Source organism: Streptomyces humicola, from assembly GCF_024436035.1.
Classification (GTDB): Bacteria; Actinomycetota; Actinomycetes; order Streptomycetales; family Streptomycetaceae; genus Streptantibioticus_B; species Streptantibioticus_B humicola.
In genome coordinates, this window is record NZ_JANFNG010000010.1 from 102,835 (window position 1) to 122,268 (window position 19,434).

The 19,434-nt window shown below is 70.3% G+C and carries 15 protein-coding genes; 12 read left to right on the plus strand and 3 right to left on the minus strand.

Annotation, left to right across the window (positions count from 1 at the left end; translation table 11 throughout):
- Positions 1-49 precede the first annotated feature (49 nt).
- Both NGB36_RS15285 and NGB36_RS15290 read left to right on the plus strand, forming a co-directional pair.
- A complete protein-coding gene (locus NGB36_RS15285; protein ID WP_255920815.1) occupies positions 50-1,588 on the plus strand; it encodes a CYTH and CHAD domain-containing protein in 1,539 nt (512 codons plus the stop codon).
- A gap of 125 nt (positions 1,589-1,713) precedes the next feature.
- On the plus strand, positions 1,714-3,666 hold the full coding sequence (locus NGB36_RS15290) for a TIGR03960 family B12-binding radical SAM protein (protein ID WP_255920816.1): 1,953 nt from the start codon (positions 1,714-1,716) through the stop codon (positions 3,664-3,666).
- A 279-nt stretch (positions 3,667-3,945) separates the two neighbouring features.
- Here the strand turns inward: NGB36_RS15290 and NGB36_RS15295 are convergent, their stop codons facing one another.
- A complete protein-coding gene (locus tag NGB36_RS15295) occupies positions 3,946-4,605 on the minus strand; it encodes a class I SAM-dependent methyltransferase (protein WP_255920817.1) in 660 nt (219 codons plus the stop codon).
- A gap of 90 nt (positions 4,606-4,695) precedes the next feature.
- Complete coding sequence (locus tag NGB36_RS15300; protein WP_255920818.1) at positions 4,696-5,184, minus strand: hypothetical protein; 489 nt, start codon at positions 5,182-5,184, stop codon at positions 4,696-4,698.
- Positions 5,185-5,442: 258 nt separating this feature from the next.
- Here NGB36_RS15300 and NGB36_RS15305 point away from each other — a divergent pair, with 258 nt between their 5' ends.
- A complete protein-coding gene (locus tag NGB36_RS15305) occupies positions 5,443-6,141 on the plus strand; it encodes an XRE family transcriptional regulator (RefSeq protein WP_255920819.1) in 699 nt (232 codons plus the stop codon).
- A gap of 337 nt (positions 6,142-6,478) precedes the next feature.
- Entirely contained in the window at positions 6,479-7,024 is a 546-nt protein-coding gene (locus NGB36_RS33445) for a replication initiator (protein ID WP_308288857.1), read from the plus strand.
- 221 nt (positions 7,025-7,245) lie between these two features.
- Here NGB36_RS33445 and NGB36_RS15310 read toward each other — a convergent pair whose 3' ends face one another.
- Entirely contained in the window at positions 7,246-8,865 is a 1,620-nt protein-coding gene (locus NGB36_RS15310; protein ID WP_255920820.1) for a recombinase family protein, read from the minus strand.
- A 279-nt stretch (positions 8,866-9,144) separates the two neighbouring features.
- Between NGB36_RS15310 and NGB36_RS15315 the strand changes: the two genes are divergently transcribed.
- The 8 genes from NGB36_RS15315 (at position 9,145) to NGB36_RS15350 (ending at position 19,431) form a co-directional block, all read left to right on the plus strand.
- On the plus strand, positions 9,145-9,987 hold the full coding sequence (locus NGB36_RS15315; RefSeq protein ID WP_255920821.1) for a TIGR03936 family radical SAM-associated protein: 843 nt from the start codon (positions 9,145-9,147) through the stop codon (positions 9,985-9,987).
- A 217-nt stretch (positions 9,988-10,204) separates the two neighbouring features.
- Positions 10,205-13,789 carry a ribonuclease E/G gene (locus NGB36_RS15320; RefSeq protein ID WP_255920822.1) on the plus strand — a complete coding sequence of 1,195 codons (3,585 nt, stop codon included), beginning with the start codon at positions 10,205-10,207 and terminating at the stop codon, positions 13,787-13,789.
- A gap of 214 nt (positions 13,790-14,003) precedes the next feature.
- On the plus strand, positions 14,004-14,324 hold the full coding sequence (gene rplU / locus NGB36_RS15325; protein ID WP_255920823.1) for a 50S ribosomal protein L21: 321 nt from the start codon (positions 14,004-14,006) through the stop codon (positions 14,322-14,324).
- A gap of 14 nt (positions 14,325-14,338) precedes the next feature.
- Positions 14,339-14,599, plus strand: coding sequence for a 50S ribosomal protein L27 (gene rpmA / locus NGB36_RS15330; protein WP_255920824.1), 261 nt, complete (start codon positions 14,339-14,341; stop codon positions 14,597-14,599).
- Between the two features lie 117 nt (positions 14,600-14,716).
- Positions 14,717-16,156 carry a GTPase ObgE gene (gene obgE, locus NGB36_RS15335; protein WP_255920825.1) on the plus strand — a complete coding sequence of 480 codons (1,440 nt, stop codon included), beginning with the start codon at positions 14,717-14,719 and terminating at the stop codon, positions 16,154-16,156.
- A 156-nt stretch (positions 16,157-16,312) separates the two neighbouring features.
- A complete protein-coding gene (gene proB, locus NGB36_RS15340; protein WP_255920915.1) occupies positions 16,313-17,425 on the plus strand; it encodes a glutamate 5-kinase in 1,113 nt (370 codons plus the stop codon).
- Between the two features lie 129 nt (positions 17,426-17,554).
- Positions 17,555-18,061 (plus strand): DUF8830 family protein, encoded by a 507-nt coding sequence (locus tag NGB36_RS15345; protein WP_255920826.1) that lies wholly within the window; start codon positions 17,555-17,557, stop codon positions 18,059-18,061.
- A gap of 98 nt (positions 18,062-18,159) precedes the next feature.
- On the plus strand, positions 18,160-19,431 hold the full coding sequence (locus NGB36_RS15350) for a glutamate-5-semialdehyde dehydrogenase (RefSeq protein WP_255920827.1): 1,272 nt from the start codon (positions 18,160-18,162) through the stop codon (positions 19,429-19,431).
- Positions 19,432-19,434: the final 3 nt, after the last annotated feature.

Here is a 19,434-nt window from a genome sequence, read left to right on the forward strand (position 1 = left end):
CGGCTCGCGCCCGTTGCGGCAGGGGAGGCAACACGGTTACGTTCGGCCCATGGGCAAGCGGCTGCGGGAGACCGAGCGCAAGTACGAGGCCGACGCTCAGGCCGGCGAGCCCGACCTGAACGGCATCGACGGGGTGGCCGCCGTGCGCCCACTGGAACCGGCGGCCCTCGACGCCGTCTACTTCGACACCGCCGACCTGCGCCTGGCCCGGCACCACATCACGCTGCGCCGGCGAACCGGCGGCGACGACGCCGGATGGCATCTGAAGCTGCCCGCCGAGGCCGCGGACACCCGCACCGAGGTGCACGCCCCGCTCGGCCGCGCCCCCCGCACCGTGCCCAAGGCGCTCGCCGACGAGGTCGCCGTCCACGTGCGCGGGCGCCGCCTGGTGCCGGTGTTACGGCTGAAGAACGACCGTGAACGGGTGCACCTGCTCGACAAGACGGGCGGCACCCTCGCCGAGATGGCCTACGACCACGTCACCGCCGAACTCCTCGAAGGCGCCGACGGCGAGGGCGAGCCCGTGCAGCACTGGACCGAGACCGAAGTCGAACTCGTCGGCGGCGGGCCTGAGTTGCTCGATGCGATCGAGGAACGCCTCGCCGCCGCCGGACTGCACCGCTCCGCCTCGCCGTCGAAGCTCGCCCGCGCCCTCGGCGACCGTCTGACGGACACCGCACCGTCACCCGCCCCGCCCCCGCCCGCGCGCCCGGAGACCGCCGGCGACGCCGTCCTCGCCTACCTGCACAAACAGGTACGGGCCATCACCGAGCTCGATCCAGCGGTGCGGCGCGACGAGCCCGATTCGGTGCACCGCATGCGCGTCGCCACCCGCAGGCTGCGCAGCGCGCTGCGCACCTACGCCCGCGAGCTCGACCGGAGCGTCACCGGGCCGGTCGCCGACGAGCTCAAGTGGCTCGCAGGTGTCCTCGGCGCCGAACGCGACCGCGAAGTGCTCGCCGCCCGCCTCGCCGACCGGGTCGCCGAGCTGGAGGACGGGCTCGCCACCGACGAGGTCACCGGGCGGCTGCGACAGGGTGTGGAGGCGGCCTCCCACTCCCGGGCGCGGGCCGCACTGCTGAGGGAGCTGCGCGGCGACCGCTACTGCGCGCTCCTCGACAGCCTCGATGCGCTGCTCGCCGACCCCCCGCTGCGCGACCGCGCCAAACGCCCCGCCGACAAGGCGCTCACCAAGGCCGTACGCCGTGACCACCGGCGGCTCGCCCGCCGGATGGCAGCGGCCATCGCCCAGCCCCCCGGATCCGGCCGTGATGTGGCGCTCCACGAGGCCCGCAAGGCCGCCAAGCGCGCACGCTACGCCGCCGAATCCGCCCAGCCGGTGCTCGGCCGCCCCGCCGACCGTCACCGGGTGCGGATGACCGGCATCCAGCAGCTGCTCGGCGAGCACCAGGACAGCGTGATGTGCCGCGCCGCGCTCGTCCGCATCGCCCGGGAGGCCCACGCGGCAGGCGAGGACACCTTCGCGTACGGGGCCCTGCACCAGCTGGAGCGTGACCGCGCCGCCGAGGTCGAGGAGACGCTCCCCGCCGCCTGGCGCCGGGCCGACCGCGGCAGGCTCGCGGGCTGAGACGCGGACTGAGACGCGGACTGAGACGCGGGCCGAGTTGCGGGCCGGGATCGGAGTGTGGCGAGCGCGTTAAGCTGGATGGTCACCCCGTGCCCGCTTGTCCCGCTCGAGAAAGACACTTCCCAATGCCTGTCGAGTCGGTGTTCCCACGCCTGGAAGCGCTTCTCCCGCATGTCCAGAAGCCCATCCAGTACGTCGGCGGAGAGCTGAACTCCACCGTCAAGGACTGGGACTCCTGCGACGTGCGCTGGTCCCTGATGTACCCGGACGCGTACGAGGTCGGGCTGCCCAACCAGGGCGTCATGATCCTCTACGAGGTGCTCAACGAGCGCGAGGGCGTGCTCGCCGAGCGCACCTACAGCGTCTGGCCGGACCTGGAGGCGCTGATGCGCGAGCACGGCGTTCCGCAGTTCACCGTCGACGCGCACCGTCCCGTGAAGGCATTCGACGCCCTCGGCGTCTCCTTCGCCACCGAGCTCGGCTACACCAACCTGCTCACCACGCTCGACCTCGCCGGCATCCCGCTGGAGGCGGCCGACCGCACCCTCGACGACCCGGTCGTGATCGCCGGCGGCCATGCCGCGTTCAACCCCGAGCCGATCGCCGACTTCATCGACGCCGCCGTCATCGGCGACGGTGAACAGGCCGTCCTGGAGATCACGGACTGCATCCGCGCCTGGAAGGCCGAGGGCCGCCCCGACGGGCGGGACGGGCTGCTACTGCGCCTGGCGAAGACCGGCGGGGTGTACGTGCCGAAGTTCTACGACGTCGAATATCTGCCCGACGGGCGGATCGCCCGCGTCGTACCCAACGTCTCCGGTGTGCCGTGGCGCGTCTCCAAGCACACCGTCATGGACCTCGACGAGTGGCCCTACCCCAAGCAGCCGCTCGTCCCGCTCGCCGAGACCGTCCACGAGCGGATGTCGGTGGAGATCTTCCGCGGCTGCACCCGCGGCTGCCGCTTCTGCCAGGCCGGCATGATCACCCGCCCGGTGCGGGAGCGCTCCATCACCGGCATCGGCGAGATGGTCGAGACCGGCCTGAAGACGACCGGTTTCGAGGAGGTCGGCCTGCTGTCGCTGTCGTCCGCGGACCACAGCGAGATCGCCGACATCACCAAGGGCCTCGCCGACCGGTACCAGGACGACAAGATCGGCCTGTCGCTGCCCTCGACCCGCGTCGACGCCTTCAACATCGACCTCGCCAACGAGCTGACCCGCAACGGCCGCCGCTCCGGGCTGACGTTCGCGCCCGAGGGCGGCAGCGAGCGGATCCGCAAGGTCATCAACAAGATGGTCTCGGAGGAGGACCTGATCCGCACCGTCGCCACCGCGTACGGCAACGGCTGGCGCCAGGTGAAGCTGTACTTCATGTGCGGCCTGCCCACCGAGACCGACGACGACGTGCTGCAGATCGCCGACATGGCCACCAAGGTCATCGCCAAGGGCCGTGAGGTCTCCGGCAAGAACGACATCCGCTGCACGGTCTCGATCGGCGGCTTCGTCCCCAAGCCGCACACCCCGTTCCAGTGGGCGCCGCAGCTGTCGGCCGAGGAGACCGACGCGCGCCTGGAGAAGCTGCGCGACAAGATCCGCGGCGACAAGAAGTACGGCCGCTCGATCGGCTTCCGCTACCACGACGGCAAGCCGGGCATCGTCGAAGGCCTGCTCTCGCGTGGCGACCGGCGCCTCGGCGCGGTGATCCGCGCGGTGTACGAGGACGGCGGCCGCTTCGACGGGTGGCGCGAGCACTTCTCGTACGACCGGTGGATGGAGTGCGCGAACGAGGTGCTGACCCCGCTCGGCGTCGACGTCGACTGGTACACCACGCGCGAACGCGGCTACGAGGAGGTCCTGCCCTGGGACCACCTCGACTCCGGCCTGGACAAGGACTGGCTGTGGGAGGACTGGCAGGACGCGTTGGAGGAGACCGAGGTCGAGGACTGCCGCTGGACACCGTGCTTCGACTGCGGCGTCTGCCCGCAGATGGATACATGGGTACAAGTAGGCCCGACTGGTAAGAAGCTGCTGCCGCTGACCGTGAAGAGCGCTACGACCAGCGGAAACGCGGCTTCATGAGCGACGCTGTGAAACAGATCACAGAGGCGGTCGCTGGCTCATCGGAGGCTGAGGCGGCTTCGGTCTTGGCGAACCTGGGGGTTCAGGGCCCCCGGAAGCCGAAGCGCTCGGCGGCCGCCAGGACCCCGCTCCCGGCTTCTCGGGAGTGCTCCCGCATCCGGAGCCAGATCGAGTGGGTGTAACCCCGTAGAGGGCGTCTCAGCCGCGCGTGGCTCCGGCATGGGGGTCGTCCCCGGCCCTCCGCCTGGTGAACGCCAGAGGGCCTGCTGCTGCTCTGGGTCAGTGTCCGACGCTCGCCGTGACTAGCAGCGTGCCAATGTGACCCGCCTCGGGTGCGTCGAGGACGGAGGCGTCAATCTCTGTGAAACCGGCCTTGGCAAGCAGACTTGTCCACTTGCGGGGCGTGTAACTGTAGCGGTAGGTGAACATCGCCCTCCCGGCGAAACCGCCCTTGTACATGCCCTGCGGCCCGTAGGCGCCGGGGATGGCCGGGGGCTGGGAGAACGCGAACACTGCGCCGGGGTTCAGTCGCTCGCGGACCAATGGGAAGAGCTTGGCGGGGTCGGTGAACCATGCCGCCCCGAAGATCGAATAGATGGCGTCGTACGAGTCCGTGCAGCTGCGCAGGTATGCGAGCACTTCGGCGCACTCGAACTGCGCGCCCGTGTCGGCCCACCGCTCGGTGGTCTTCTTCACCATGACGGGCGACAGGTCCACGCCGCGCGCTGTGACACCCTGCCCTGCGAGGTAGGCGAGGGCGCGGCCGGTGCCGCAGCCGATCTCCAGCACCGTGCGCGGATTGCCGAGGAGTTCGGGGCCGGGGCCGTGGCCTGCGTACTGGGTCCAGTGGAAGACGGGTTCGGCGTCGGGTTTGAAGGCGCTCTCCGCGTAGGTGTCCCACAGTTCGGTTTCGGCCTCGATGTCGTGTCGGGCGGGCATCGCATGGTCCTCTAAGTCGGGTGAGCGGAGGGGATACGGGCCTGCCCCCGCCGTTGAGACAGGGACGGCGGCAGGCACTCTAGCGCTGGATCAGTGGCTGTCGGGCACCTTGTTGTCGCACGGCGAGCACTCGGCGCCGTCTCGTGCCCACAGCTCCTCGTCCGGCTGGAAGCCGATGGAGCGCAGGAAGTCGGCGGTGCGCAGAACGATGCCGTCACGGCGGCGCTGGATGAATGGAGCGTGATGCTTGTACGCGCCGCCGTTGTAGAGATCGCAGAACGCGAAGTACACGGGGGTGTCGAGCAAGAGTTGATGCACGCCGATGTCGACGACCTTGCCGACGCCCAGGTGTACCTCGGGGTGCTCCATGGACGCGATCACGTACATCACGGCGTTGCCCAGGATTCGCTCGGCCAGGTCGCGGACCATGACCTCATCCCGGAGCAGCAGGGCCACTTCGCGGTCCCAGATCGTCATGCCGCTGTCGAGGACGTTGACGGTGAGGTGCTGGATGTGTGGCTGCACCTCGTTGAGGATGATGTGCGGATCACGCGTCCGCGTCTGGACGGCTGTGCTCATCGAACACCCCTTCACTTGTGGTTGGCGTTCAGTGCACTTGCGGGCCCGCTCCGGCCGCACGGATGTCCCGGCGTCGGACGACCGGAGTGGGACTGGACCCCGCCTGGTGCTGGGGTCTGCCCACGGGGGGAAGTCGTGGGCAGGAGGAGGTCACCAGCAGCAGGCGGGGGGCTCAGGGGTTGGGGGTGGCGATCACGGATAGACCGATCACCAGACCCGAGGCAAACGCGATGGTGAGCGCGAAGATCGGCCCGGCGTATGCGGCGATCCTGTCCCAGATATGCAGGCAGGCGCGCGGGAGAGCCCAACGACGCCAACAAGCGTCTCGTACAACGCTGGGAGTCCGGGACCATCGCTACACCGCGCCCGGCCTATGCACGCGCCCTGGAGACCGTTACAGGGCTCCCCATAGAATCGCTCGGCTTCGCGGTGCCCGTTACCGAGGCTCGCGTCTCCGAGGACGGTCACGGTGGTCACGATGTCGAGCTGTCGCCGTCCGGGATCGGGGCGGCCGGCACTTCGCCGAACGCGCGCCCCTCTCCGCGGGGCAACCTGTCGGGAGTATGGCTCAGCCGATACGAGTACTTCAGCTCAGGGCGCAGCGACACGTTCATCGGCCTGCACTTCGTCGTAGTCCTCCAACACGGCGACCGGTTGACCATGCGCAGTTTGCCCGGCTCCTCCGCCTCGCCGTTGACCATGGACCTGACCGTGGACGGCAACGTCATCACGGGCACGTGGGTGGAACAGACGGCAGAGTCCGGTTACTACCGGGGCGCTCGGTACCACGGTGCGATCCAGATGCTCGTGGAGCCCACTGGGCGGCGCATGGTCGGCAAGTGGGTCGGGTTCGGCAAAGAGATGGACGTCAACACAGGTCCGTGGGAACTGGTCTTCCAGGACGCGTCGACAATCAAAGCAACCCTGGAGACTTACAACCGGCGCCCCGAGGTGTAACCCCCGCTCCCTCACGAGCGGAGCCGCCCCCGCTTCTGCGTACCCCCAGCACGCAGGAGCGGGGCTTTCCGCTGGTCAGCGCGCACTGTGGGCATGCGGCCGGCCGGAGAGAGTTGGGCCGGTGTCCTGCCCGGTCTGGGGCCGGGTGCGGCCAGGGGGCCTTACGCTCGTCAAGCGAATCGGGTGGGGCGGAGCCCTGCCCGGTGAATCCGGACGATTGGCCCCCTGGTCGTGCCCGACGCGGGTCCCGGATCGGGGAGGTGGCTCAAGTCTCGTAGGCCGTCCGCCCCCGGCCCGTGGGCAACGAGTCCCACCGCGGCGTGCTGGCCGATGTGGCGTGTGCGGCGGTCTGGCCGGGGCCCGATGCGGTCGGCAGAGCCGATACAGCACACGAGAGTGCCCCTGCTGGTTGCGGCTGGCGCGGTGCTTTTCGGGTTCAAGGGGTCCGGGCGGTGGGCGCCCTGGCGACCGGCGGGAACGACGCCCACGCCCCACGCCCAGCCGGGGCGCCAGGGGGCGCCCGGCGCGCCGAAGGCGCGCCCTTGATGAATTCGAGGATCTGAGGCTACGCGCCTGGGCTCACATGCTCGGCTTTCGCGGCCATGTCTTGACAAAATCCCGCGTCTACTCGACCACGTACGGGGCCCTGCGCGCTGCCCGTGACGAATACCAGCGGGAAACGGCAGGCAGGGAATCTTGCGGCGACGCGGATAGCGAAACCGTCACGAAATCGGTGTGGCGGTACGTCGGCAGCGGTCACACCCTCGGCGAAGCATGGTTCGCGCGCGGAATCGCAGAAGAGAGGGCCTTCGCTCGTGAGGCGGCGCGAGATGACGCAATAGACGGGGGGCGGCGTCATGTCGGCACAAGACAAGCGGCGTGACCTTGAGAAGTGGGATGAGTCTGTGCGTCGGCCGGCGGCCAAGCGTCCGACGAGGAGGACGGCGAAGAGAGCACAACGGCTTGCGTTAATCGAGAGCGAAATCGTGATTGTGGACGACGACGGAACTGAAAAGCCGTTTGACCCTTCGTCCTGGTTCGAGTGAGAGAAGAAGCTGGCGGGTAAGCAGGGAGCAGCTTCACTCGTCGGTCACGCCCTCTGCATCAAAATGCCTCCGCAAAGTCGTCTTCTTTGAGTATCAGACGGTCTCGTACGTCCTTGGGGATCATCAGCTTCATGTGGATACGGGGGGCACGAACACCCTGCACCTTGCTTCGTTTGATCTCGCACTTCACGCCGACTCGAAGGAGGTCTGCCGCCATGGCTTCCATGCCTCCCTCCTCCCAGTGCTCACGGAAGGTCTTCCCGTTGTGCACGTTAACCCACCGGTCCTGCGTGGTGTCGGGGTCGATGGTCTCAAGCTCGCTGATCAGCTTGTCTAGGGTCTCCTCGGCCTGCTCCCGCGTGAACCGCGTCTTCGTGAACCGCCCTCCCGGCTCCAACTCCTTCATGTAGTAGGCGACGGACTCTTCGAGCCTCTTGACCTTCTTACGGGCCTCGGCACCCTGTGCGTATTCCCGGGTCTGTACGGGTTCGTTCCCCAGAACGGACAACACGTCCGTGACAAGTTGGTTGTAGACATCCTCGGGATTCGGCGCTCCGAGTCCGCCGCTGCGGCACCCGCTACAGCGCAAGTACCTGTAAGTCCCGACCTTGTTGGTCGTCTTTTGGACGGTCATGTTCGTCTGGCAGTCGGCACAGACTAGGACGCCGAGGAACTTCGTGGCTCCGCCAGGCTGACGTGTGGGCTGGTCCTTGCTTCGCCTGTGGAGGGCGGCTTGGAGGGTGTTGAACTCGTCTTCGGTGAAGATCGGCTCCGCGACTTTGATCGGCTTGCCGTCCTTGCCGAGGACGAGCTTGGACCGGCGTTGCCCACCGTTCTTGTCCTCTTCCACTCGGTACCCCATGAGGGCGGGGTTCTTGAGCCTGCGGAGGAGCGTGCTGGCAGTCAGCCCCGGGCCGCACAGTCCGGCGCGGACGAGCACCTTCACCATCCGCCGGGCTGAGGCGCTCTTCTCCCTCATGGCCGCACGTCGGCACCAGTGCAGGGCGCGGTAGGCGTCCTCGTCGATAGAGAGGGCAACCTTCCCGCTCTCGTCCTCCGTGGTGACGTAGCCGTAGGCAGGCTTGCCGACCAGCCACTCACCTTGTGTCTTCGCGTAGTCCCAGAGGCTCGCCACGCGGGTGCTGGTGTTGGCGGCCTCGATCTCGGCGATGCCGCCAACGATCGTGACCATGATCTTCCCGGCCGTGGTGGTCAAGTCGATGCTGTCGTTCTTGGAGACGAGGTTCTTCCCGTACTCAAGGCACCAGTCGATCATGGTGGACAGGTCCGAGAGACGACGTATGAAGCGATCCAGCTTCCAGAAGAGCAGTACGTCGAATTCCGGGGACCGGTTGTTGAGCCAGTCGCCGAGCTCCTTGCGCTTCCAGGGTGGAACCCTGGTGGCGCTCACATTGAGGTCGCTGGCGACGCCGACGACCCTGCACCCCATGTCCCTCGCCAGGAGTCGAAGATCAAGTTCCTGTCGGACTGGGGATGTGGTGTCTTCCGTGAGTACGGACAGCCGGACGGATAGGAGAGCGCGGGGAGCGTCCTGCGGTAGTAAGGCCTCCGCGCTCTTGAGTTCCTCCAGTAGTGCCAGGTCGGCCTCTGTCCACTCGGTCTCTGCGGAGTAGGCCCTCTGCTCACTTGCGGTGCGCCGCGCTCCTCTTCTCGCCATGTTGGGATGCTAGCCTGGTTTTGGAGCCGTATCCATGTGACTGCAGATGGACACGCACATCCAGCCGGCCCACCGGCAAGAAGCTGCTGCCGCTCACGGTGGTCAAGTAGTCGAGTACACGGTGGTCGGACAGCCAGGGCCGAGCGGCCGGCGAAGTGGCCGCCGTTTCGGCGCGTAACCTTAAAAGTGAAGAAGGGCCCGTCATCGGGCCCACGAACACACAAGGATTGAACGACACTGGGCAAGCGACAGCCCGAAGGCCCGCCGCCCGCACCCGCGGTGCAGCGCATTCGCCTGCGCTACACCAAGCGCGGCCGCCTCCGGTTCACCAGCCACCGCGACTTCCAGCGTGCCTTCGAAAGGGCGCTGCGGCGCGCCGAGGTGCCGATGGCCTACTCGGCGGGCTTCACTCCGCACCCCAAGGTCAGCTACGCGGGCGCCGCACCCACCGGCGTCGCCAGCGAGGCCGAGTATCTGGAGATCGCACTCACCGAGCCGCGCGACCCGGAACGGCTCCGGACGCTGCTCGACGAGTCGCTGCCGCCCGGCCTCGATGTGGTCGAGGCGGTCGAGGCCCGCACTTCCGGGCTCGCCGACCGGCTCGAGGCATCGGTGTGGCAGCTGCGGCTCGACGGGGTGGCTCCCGCCGAGGCGGAGCGTGCGGTCGCCGCGTTCCTCGCCGCTGGCACCGTCGAGGTGAAGCGGACGACGAAGAACGGGCTGCGCGCCTTCGACGCGCGCGGTGCGGTCACGGCGCTGGAGGTTGTGGCAGAGCGCGCGCAGGCGCTGCAGCAGGTCGACGGGGGTCCGTCGACGGGCTTGTCGACAGACGTCGAACACAGTGCCGATAGGCCGGGGCGTGCTGGCTGTGCGATACTGCGGCTGGTTGTTCGGCATCTGACACCTGCCGTACGACCCGACGACGTCCTGTCCGGCCTCCGTGCGACGGCCGACCTCGCGCCGCCGGTTCCCGCAGAGGTGACCAGGCTGGCGCAGGGGCCGCTCGACGAGGAGTCCGGCACGGTGACCGATCCGTTGGCGCCAGATCGCGATGCTGCCACGGCCGCCCCACCCACGGCCGCCGGGCTGACCGCCGCGACGGTGTCGGACGGTTCCGCGTAGGACCGTCGTCGACGCGTCGCCGATGCGCCAGGGAGCCACCCGGGCCCGGTGATGCGCTGACACAGGAGACTTTCGCCGGTGCCGTCAGAGCGGCGCCGACGAGTGAGACGACAGCTCCCGTGAGGCGCTCGCGCCCCGGGCAGCGGAGCCGTGACAGTGCGGACCGCCGCCGGAACCAAGGCGCGGCGCCCGGGAGCGTGACGGGAGAAATGCCCGCATGCTCGAGAACCCCGAGCCCGGTAATGAGGCGCCCCAGGCGCCCGATACACAGGAATCCGGCGTGAGCGCCGGACCAGAGACGCCGCCGGCCGCGCGCCGCCGTCGCCGGGCCGCATCACGCCCGGCAGGCCCGCCGGCTGCGACCGAGGCCACGGCCGAGGAGCCGGTGGCCGCATCCGCTTCGCCATCCGTGCCTGCCGACGACGCCGTGAGCGCGCCGGAGGCCGAGGAGAAGCCTGCCCGCACCCGGCGCCGCGCGACCCGCAAGGCGACCGCCCCTGCGGGCCCGCCCAGGGCGGCGGAGACGACGGAGGAGCCCGCCGCAGCGACGGGCGCCGCGGAGCCGCAGCAGGAGGAGCCCGCCCGCGCGACGCGCCGGCGCACCCGCAAGACCGCCGAGACGAAGAAAACCGCGGAAGGTGCGGAAACCACAGAGGCTGTGGAGGCCGCTGAGGCCACCGAGCCGGAGGCGGTCGAGAAGCCTCGCCGCACCCGCAAGCGCGCAGCCGCGACTGCGGAAGCTGCGGAGGACACCCGGCGGCTGAAGCCGGGGGCGCTCGCCCCCAAGGGCGCGGAAGCGGCGCCCGCATCCGAGCCCGAGGCCGCCCCCGAGACGAAGCCGGCCGGCACCCGCCGCCGTAAGGCCACCGCGCCCGCCGGCCCGCCGAGCTTTGCTCATGGGCAGGCCGAGGGGGCGCCGGAAGCGGAACCGGAGGAGGCCGCGGGGCTTCCGCGCGCCGTCCGCCCGCCCACCGCCGTCTTCCAGCCCCCGGTGTTCACTGCTCCGGAGCCCACGCCTGCGGTGCCTGCCGCCGCCCGCGAGGAGGCAGCCGCCGGCGAGGAGGAGGAAGAGGAGACCGCTTCCCGTCGACGCCGTCGCCGCCGGGGCGGTGCCCTGTCGGAGGCACCTGCCGAGACCGTCGTCACCGAAGAGGAGCCCGCCGAGGAAGCCGAGGCGGAAGCCGAGGCCGAGGAGGGCCGCGAGGAGGGTGCCGAGGAGCGTCCCTCCGCCCGTCGCCGCCGTCGCGGCGGCCGTCGCCGTCGCCGCGGTGAGGCAGCCGAGGGCGAGGAGGCCCCCGCCGAGGAGGCCGCCGAGGAAGCTGAGGCGGAAGCCGAGGCCGAGGAGGGCCGCGAGGAAGCCGCTGCCGAGCAGGGCGAGGGGGCCGCAGGTACCAGCAGCAGCCGTCGCCGTCGCCGCCGTCGTCGTCGCAGCGGCGAGGCCGCCGCGGAGGCCGAGCAGCTCACCGACGAAGAAGGCGTCCGCACCGTCGTCAAGATCCGCGAGCCGAGGGAGCGGCGCGGCAAGGAGGCCGAGCCGTCCGACGAGGTGCAGTCCATCAAGGGCTCGACCCGTCTGGAGGCGAAGAAGCAGCGCCGCCGCGAGGGCCGTGAGCAGGGCCGGCGCCGGGTGCCGATCATCACCGAGGCGGAGTTCCTGGCGCGCCGCGAGGCCGTCGAGCGCGTCATGGTGGTCCGAGAGAACGGGGAGCGCACCCAGATCGGCGTCCTGGAGGACGACGTGCTCGTCGAGCACTTCGTCAACAAGGAACAGGCCACCTCCTACGTCGGCAATGTCTACCTGGGCAAGGTCCAGAACGTGCTGCCGTCGATGGAGGCCGCGTTCGTCGACATCGGCAAGGGCCGCAACGCGGTGCTGTACGCGGGAGAGGTCAACTTCGAGGCGCTGGGTCTCGCCGGTGGTCCGCGCCGCATCGAGACCGCGCTCAAGTCCGGCCAGTCCGTCCTCGTCCAGGTCACCAAGGACCCGATCGGCCACAAGGGCGCCCGGCTGACCAGCCAGGTCTCCCTGCCCGGCCGCTACCTGGTGTACGTGCCCGAGGGCTCGATGACCGGTATCAGCCGCAAGCTGCCCGACACCGAGCGGGCCCGGCTGAAGCAGATCCTCAAGAAGATCGTCCCGGAGGACGCGGGCGTGATCGTGCGCACCGCTGCCGAGGGCGCGAGCGAGGAGGAGCTGCAGCGGGACGTCGCACGGCTGCAGGCGCAGTGGGAGGAGATCCAGAAGAAGGCGAAGAACGGCAACGCGCCGACGCTGCTCTACGGTGAGCCGGACATGACCGTCCGGGTCGTCCGCGACATCTTCAACGAGGACTTCTCCAAGGTCATCATCAGCGGTGACAACGCCTGGGAGACCATCCACGGATACGTCAGCCATGTCGCGCCCGACCTGGTCGACCGGCTGCAGAAGTGGACCTCTGACGTCGACGTCTTCGCCACCTACCGCATCGACGAGCAGCTGCTGAAGGCGCTCGACCGGAAGGTGTGGCTGCCCAGCGGCGGTTCGCTGGTGATCGACAAGACCGAAGCGATGGTCGTGATCGATGTCAACACCGGCAAGTTCACCGGCCAGGGCGGCAACCTGGAGGAGACCGTCACCAGGAACAACCTGGAGGCGGCCGAGGAGATCGTCCGCCAGCTGCGGCTGCGCGACCTCGGCGGCATCGTCGTCATCGACTTCATCGACATGGTGCTGGAGTCCAACCGCGATCTGGTGATGCGCCGGTTGCTGGAGTGCCTGGGCAGGGACCGCACCAAGCACCAGGTTGCCGAGGTGACGTCGCTCGGCCTGGTCCAGATGACCCGCAAGCGGGTCGGGCAGGGGCTGCTCGAGTCCTTCTCCGAGACGTGCGCCCACTGCAACGGCCGCGGCGTGATCGTGCACATGGACCAGGCCACGACCAGCGGCGGTGGGGGCGGCAAGCGCAAGCGCAAAGGCCGTGCGGCCGTCGCGCCCGCGCCCGCTGCCGAGGCCGCCGAGACCGCTGAAGCCGTGGAGGAGCCGCAGGCCGCATCGCCGGACGGTGAAGTCGCCGAACCGCGGCCCGAGCTCGAAGCGGCGGCCGTCGCCCCGGCGCCGGGTGACGAGGAGGAGTGGTTCGGCAGCGCCGCCGAGGCCGAGGCGGCAGCGGCTTCACGCGGCCGTGGCCGCCGCCGCGGACCGCGCGCCGCCAGCGCACCGGCGGGCCCGCCGAAGTCGGCGGAGGCCCAGGTGGTCGTCGTGGCCGAGCAGCCGGAGCAGCCGGCGGAGGAGCCGGTTGCCGTGGTTGCCGAGGTGGCCGAGCCCGCGCCGGTGCGTACGCGGCGCCGTGCGACCCGCAAGGCGACGGCCCCCGCCGGCTCGCCGAAGGTCGCGAACGAGCCGGCCGAGGCCGCGGTCGTGGTCGTGCCGTCGGCGGGCAAGCCCCAGGAGCAGCCGCAGGAGCAGTCGGTGGCCGAGCCGGTCGCGCAGGCCGCGGAGCCGCTGCCTGCGCGGCGGCGCGCCACCCGCAAGGCGACCGCTCCCGCGGGTCCGCCGCCGACCACCGAGGGCGAGGCCGTCATCGTCGTCCCGGCCGCTTCCGAGGCGCAGTCCGAGCGCGTCGGCGAGACCGAGGCCCTGCCGAAGAAGCGGGTCCGCAAGTCGGCCGCGAAGAAGACGACGACGGCCAAGAAGGCCGCGGCGAAGAAGACGACGGCGAAGAAGACGGCCGCGAAGAAGACCACGAAGAAGGCGGCGGCCAAGAAGACGGCCGCGGCGCCTCAGACGCCTCCGGCGTCGGTCTCCGCCACGGCCGACGAGTAGTCGACCTCCAGGGGCCGCTCGTCCCGTCCCCGGGACGGGCGGCCCGGTTTGACCGGGGTGAATGCGCCCCGTAACCTTGTCCTTCGGCGATTCTGCGCCCGCTCCTGAGCACCTTCCTTCCGGTTCGCCGGGAGAGGCCCCTCAACCTTTGGCCCATGCCATCCGGGGTGGCTGGCATCAGGAGTGCCACTTCGAGCGAGAGAGTGAGATCCGCGTGTACGCAGTTGTGCGTAGCGGTGGCCGTCAGCACAAGGTTGCGGTCGGCGACATCGTTGAGGTTGACAAGCTTTCCACCCACAACGTGGGTGACACGGTCGAGCTCTCGACCCTGCTGCTCGTCGATGGCGACTCCGTCACCAGCGACCCGTGGGTCCTGGCGGGCGTGAAGGTCCAGGCCGAGGTCGTGGACCACCACAAGGGTGCGAAGATCGACATCCTTCGGTACAAGAACAAGACCGGTTACCGTCGGCGCCAGGGCCACCGCCAGCAGTACACGGCGCTGAAGATCACCGGCATCCCCACGGCTGCGAAGTAAGGGACTGAGGAGAGATGGCACACAAGAAGGGCGCATCGTCCACCCGGAACGGTCGCGACTCCAACGCCCAGCGGCTCGGCGTCAAGCGCTTCGGCGGCCAGCTGGTCAACGCGGGCGAGATCATCGTCCGTCAGCGCGGCACCCACTTCCACCCGGGCCTGAACGTCGGCCGTGGTGGCGACGACACGCTGTTCGCCCTGGCCGAGGGCGCGGTGCAGTTCGGCACCAGCCGTGGCCGCAAGGTCGTGAGCATCGTCCCGGCTGCCGCTGAGTAAGCACCAGCCGTAGACATCCACCCGAGGGCGGGCCGCTCTCCTCGTCTCCACGGCGAGGAAGACGGCCCGCCCTCGGTGCGTCAGCCTGCACATGGGAACCCTCAGGAGGCCCAGATCATGACCACCTTCGTGGACCGCGTCGAGCTGCACGTCGCCGCGGGTAACGGAGGCCACGGCTGCGCCTCCGTGCACCGGGAGAAGTTCAAGCCGCTCGGCGGCCCCGACGGCGGCAACGGCGGCCGTGGCGGCGACGTCATCCTCGTCGTCGACACCTCCGTCACCACGCTCATCGACTACCACCACTCGCCGCACCGCAAGGCCACCAACGGCAAGCCGGGCGAGGGCGGAAACCGCTCCGGCGCGGACGGCCAGGACCTGATCCTGCCCGTCCCCGACGGCACCGTCGTCCTCGACAAGCGCGGCAACGTGCTCGCCGACCTCATCGGCGAGGGCACCTCGTACGTCGCCGCACAGGGTGGCCGCGGCGGCCTCGGCAACGCGGCGCTCGCCTCGGCCCGCCGCAAGGCACCCGGCTTCGCGCTGCTCGGCGAGCCCGGCCGCAGCGAGGACATCGTCCTCGAACTGAAGACCGTCGCCGACGTGGCGCTGGTGGGCTATCCGAGCGCCGGCAAGTCCTCGCTGATCTCGGTGCTCTCGGCGGCCAAGCCGAAGATCGCGGACTATCCCTTCACCACGCTCGTGCCGAACCTCGGCGTGGTCACGGCGGGCGACATCGTCTACACCATCGCCGACGTGCCGGGGCTCATCCCCGGTGCGAGCCAGGGCAAGGGCCTGGGCCTGGAGTTCCTGCGGCATGTCGAGCGCTGCTCGGTGCTGGTGCACGTGCTCGACACCGCGGCGCTGGAGTCCGAGCGCGACCCGGTCACCGACCTCGACGTCATCGAGGCCGAGCTCGCGCAGTACGGGGGTCTCGACGACCGGCCGCGCATCGTCGCCCTCAACAAGGTCGACGTGCCCGACGGCCAGGATCTCGCCGATCTCATCAGGCCCGACCTGGAGGCCCGCGGCTACCAGGTCTTCGAGGTCTCGGCCGTCGCCCACATGGGGCTGCGCGAGCTGTCCTTCGCGCTCGCCCGGATCGTCGCCGAGGCGCGGGCGGCCAAGCCGGTGCAGGAAGCGACCCGGATCGTCATCCGGCCCAAGGCCGTCGACGACGCGGGCTTCACCGTCACCCGTGAGGGCGACATTTACCGCGTGCGCGGTGAGAAGCCCGAACGCTGGGTGCGGCAGACCGACTTCGCCAACGACGAGGCCGTCGGCTACCTCGCCGACCGGCTGGACCGCCTCGGTGTCGAGGAGGAGTTGATGAAGCTCGGTGCCCGCGCCGGCGACGAGGTCGTCATCGGAGACGAGGACGACGCCGTCGTCTTCGACTGGGAGCCGTCCCTGGCCGCGGGCGCCGAGATGCTCGGCCGGCGCGGCGAGGACCACCGCTTCGAGGCGCCCCGCCCCGCGGCGCAGCGCCGCCGGGAGCGCCAGGCCGCGCGCGACGAGTCCGAGCAGGAGTACGAAGGGTTCCAGCCGTTTGGTGAGTGACGCACCTGAGCGAGCGGAGCCCGTCCACGGGCCGATACACGGAGGCAGCGGCCGCTGCAGCTCGCGTAGCATCAGCGCACGGCCGATAGTTGTGGGGTACATGAGGTGTCAGGCGTACAGCAGCGGCAGCACGACGGGACGACGGTCCGGGACGACGTGGCGTCGGCCCGCAGAATCGTCGTCAAGATCGGCTCGTCGTCGCTGACCACCGCCGTCGGCGGGCTCGACGCCGACCGGGTGGACGCTCTCGTCGACGTGATCGCCAAGGTGCGCGGGGGTCGCGAGAACGCGGCCAAGGAGATCGTGCTGGTCTCCTCCGGCGCGATCGCCGCCGGCCTCGCCCCGCTCGGCCTCGCCAAACGCCCCCGCGACCTCGCCCGGCAGCAGGCCGCCGCCAGCGTCGGGCAGGGTCTGCTCGTCGCCCGCTACACCGCCTCCTTCGCCCGCTACGGCGTGCGGGTCGGCCAGGTGCTGCTCACCACCGACGACATCAGCCGCCGCGCGCACTACCGCAACGCCTACCGCACGCTGGAGAAGCTACTGGCGATGGGCGCGCTGCCGGTCGTCAACGAGAACGACACCGTCGCCACCGACGAGATCCGCTTCGGCGACAACGACCGGCTCGCGGCGCTCGTCGCCCACCTGGTACGGGCCGATCTGCTCGTCCTCCTCTCCGACGTCGACGGGCTCTACGACGGTGACCCGCGCAGGCCGGGCACCAGCAGGATCGCCGAGGTCACAGGGGAGGCCGACCTCAAAGGGGTCGTGATCGGCAGCGCGGGCAAGGCAGGTGTCGGCACCGGCGGCATGGTGACCAAGGTCGACGCCGCCCGGATCGCCGCCGAGGCCGGCATCCCGGTCGTCCTCACCTCCGCCGTCCATGCCGCCGACGCGCTTGCCGGCCGTCCCACCGGCACCCTCTTCCACCCCACGGGGAAGCGCTCGGCGAACCGGTTGCTCTGGCTCGCCCACGCCTCCGCGCCGCGCGGAGTCCTGCACCTGGACGACGGCGCCGTCACGGCGGTCGTGGAGCGCCGCACCTCGCTGCTGCCGGCCGGTCTCACCGGGGTGGAGGGCCATTTCGTTGCAGGTGACCCGGTGGACCTGGTGGACGAGTCGGGGCGCACGGTCGCCCGCGGCCTGGTCAACTTCGACGCCAAGGAACTGCCGCGGCTGCTCGGCCGCTCCACGCATGAACTCGCCGCGGAACTGGGCCCGGCGTACGAGCGCGAGGTCGTCCACCGGGACGACCTGGTCGTCCTCGGCTGAGCGCCGGGGTGCCCGCGCCCGCAATCATCCGCGATCCGGTGTCTTATTGCCGAAAAGCGCCCCGCGACCGTCCGGAGGCTGGTCAACTTTGATGCGGGGGACCGAGGGATACGCACACAGGAGGCCGCCGTGAGACGAGCGCGCCCGGGGGCTGTGCCCCGTGGAACCGGGGGGACCTCCTCAGCCCGCCGGACTGGGGAGGAACGAGCACTGGCCAGCGTCGACGGCATACACGCCGAGAACAGCCGGCGGGAGCCGGCGGCCGACGCGGAGCCGCAGGCCCGTGAGCGCAACGCATCGCGGCTGTGGCATGTCACGCTCAGCGTCTCCGGTGCAAAGGCGCCGGTCACCGAGGTCAGAAGAGCCCTGGAGCAGCTCGCGCACGATCACCCCTTCCTGCTGACCAGCCGCTACGCGGGTGATCACGCGGAGATCCGCTACTGGGAGGAGGCTCGCGACCTGCACGACGCGGCCGCGATGGCGCTGCGGCTGTGGGGCGAGCACCGGGCCACGGCCAAGCTCCCGCCATGGGAGATCGTGGGCCTTGAGGTGATCGACCGCGAGACGTACCACCAGCGCGTCGCGGAGGGCTACGGCCCGCCACCGGCGACATCCGTCGGGGTGCACCCGTACTGACATCGGTTCCGTGAGATCTGCGAGGTCCGCGAGAAGCTGCGGGTCCGCCATCTGAAATGGCGGCGCGGTACCGGCCGCGAGCTCAGTACCCTTCCCACATGACCCGTAGCGCATCCTCGCCCGTGACCGACACCGCCCGCCGTGCGAAGGCGGCCGCCGCCGTGCTCGCGCCGCAGCCGCGGACGGTACGGGACGGTGCGCTGCTCGCGATCGCCGACTCCCTCGAAGCGCGTTCCGGCGAGATCGTCGCGGCCAACGCCGACGACATCGCCAAGGCCCGCGCGGCGGGAACCAGCGAAGCGATCACCGACCGGCTCACCCTCACCCCGGAGCGCATCGCGGCGATCGCCGCGGACGTGCGGCACGTGGTGGGGCTGCCCGACCCCGTCGGCGAGGTGGTGCGCGGCTCCACCCTTCCGAACGGCCTGGAGCTGCGGCAGGTCCGGGTCCCGCTCGGGGTGGTCGGGATCATCTACGAGGCCCGGCCCAACGTCACGGTGGACGCCGCCGCCCTGTGCCTGAAGTCCGGCAACGCGGTGCTGCTGCGCGGCTCCTCCTCCGCGTACGCCTCGAACAGCGCGCTCGTCGCCGTGCTGCGCGACGCCGTGGAGAGCGCCGGGCTGCCGGCCGACGTCGTCCAGCTGGTGCCGGGGGAGAGCCGGGAGTCGGTACGGGAGCTGATGCGCGCCCGTGGCCTGGTCGACGTGCTCATTCCGCGCGGCGGTGCCTCGCTGATCAGGACGGTCGTGGAGGAGTCCACGGTGCCCGTCATCGAGACGGGCACGGGGAACTGCCATGTGTACGTCGACGAGCACGCCGACATCGAGATGGCTGTGAAGATCCTCGTCAACTCCAAGGCGTCCCGGCCGAGCGTGTGCAACGCCGCCGAGACGGTGCTCGTCCACGCCGGGATCGCCGACGCCTTCCTGCCGCGCGCGCTGGCCGCGCTCTGCGAGGCCGGCGTGACGGTGCATGGCGACGACGCCTGGCAGCGCGCGGGCAAGGACGCCGGGACGCACGTGATCGCGGCCACCGAGGAGGACTGGGCGGCCGAGTACCTCTCGTACGACATCGCGGCGGCCGTCGTGCCCGGCCTCGAGGCCGCTGTGGAGCACATCAGGCGCTGGAGCTCCGGCCACACCGAGGCGATCGTCACCCGCGACCAGGGCGCGGCCCGGCGCTTCGTGGCGCTGGTCGACTCCACTGCGGTCATGGTCAACGCCTCGACGCGGTTCACCGACGGCGGTCAGTTCGGCTTCGGCGCCGAGATCGGCATCTCCACGCAGAAGCTGCACGCCCGCGGTCCTATGGGGCTGCCGGAGCTCACCTCGACGAAGTACGTGGTCACCGGCGAGGGCCACATCCGCTGATCC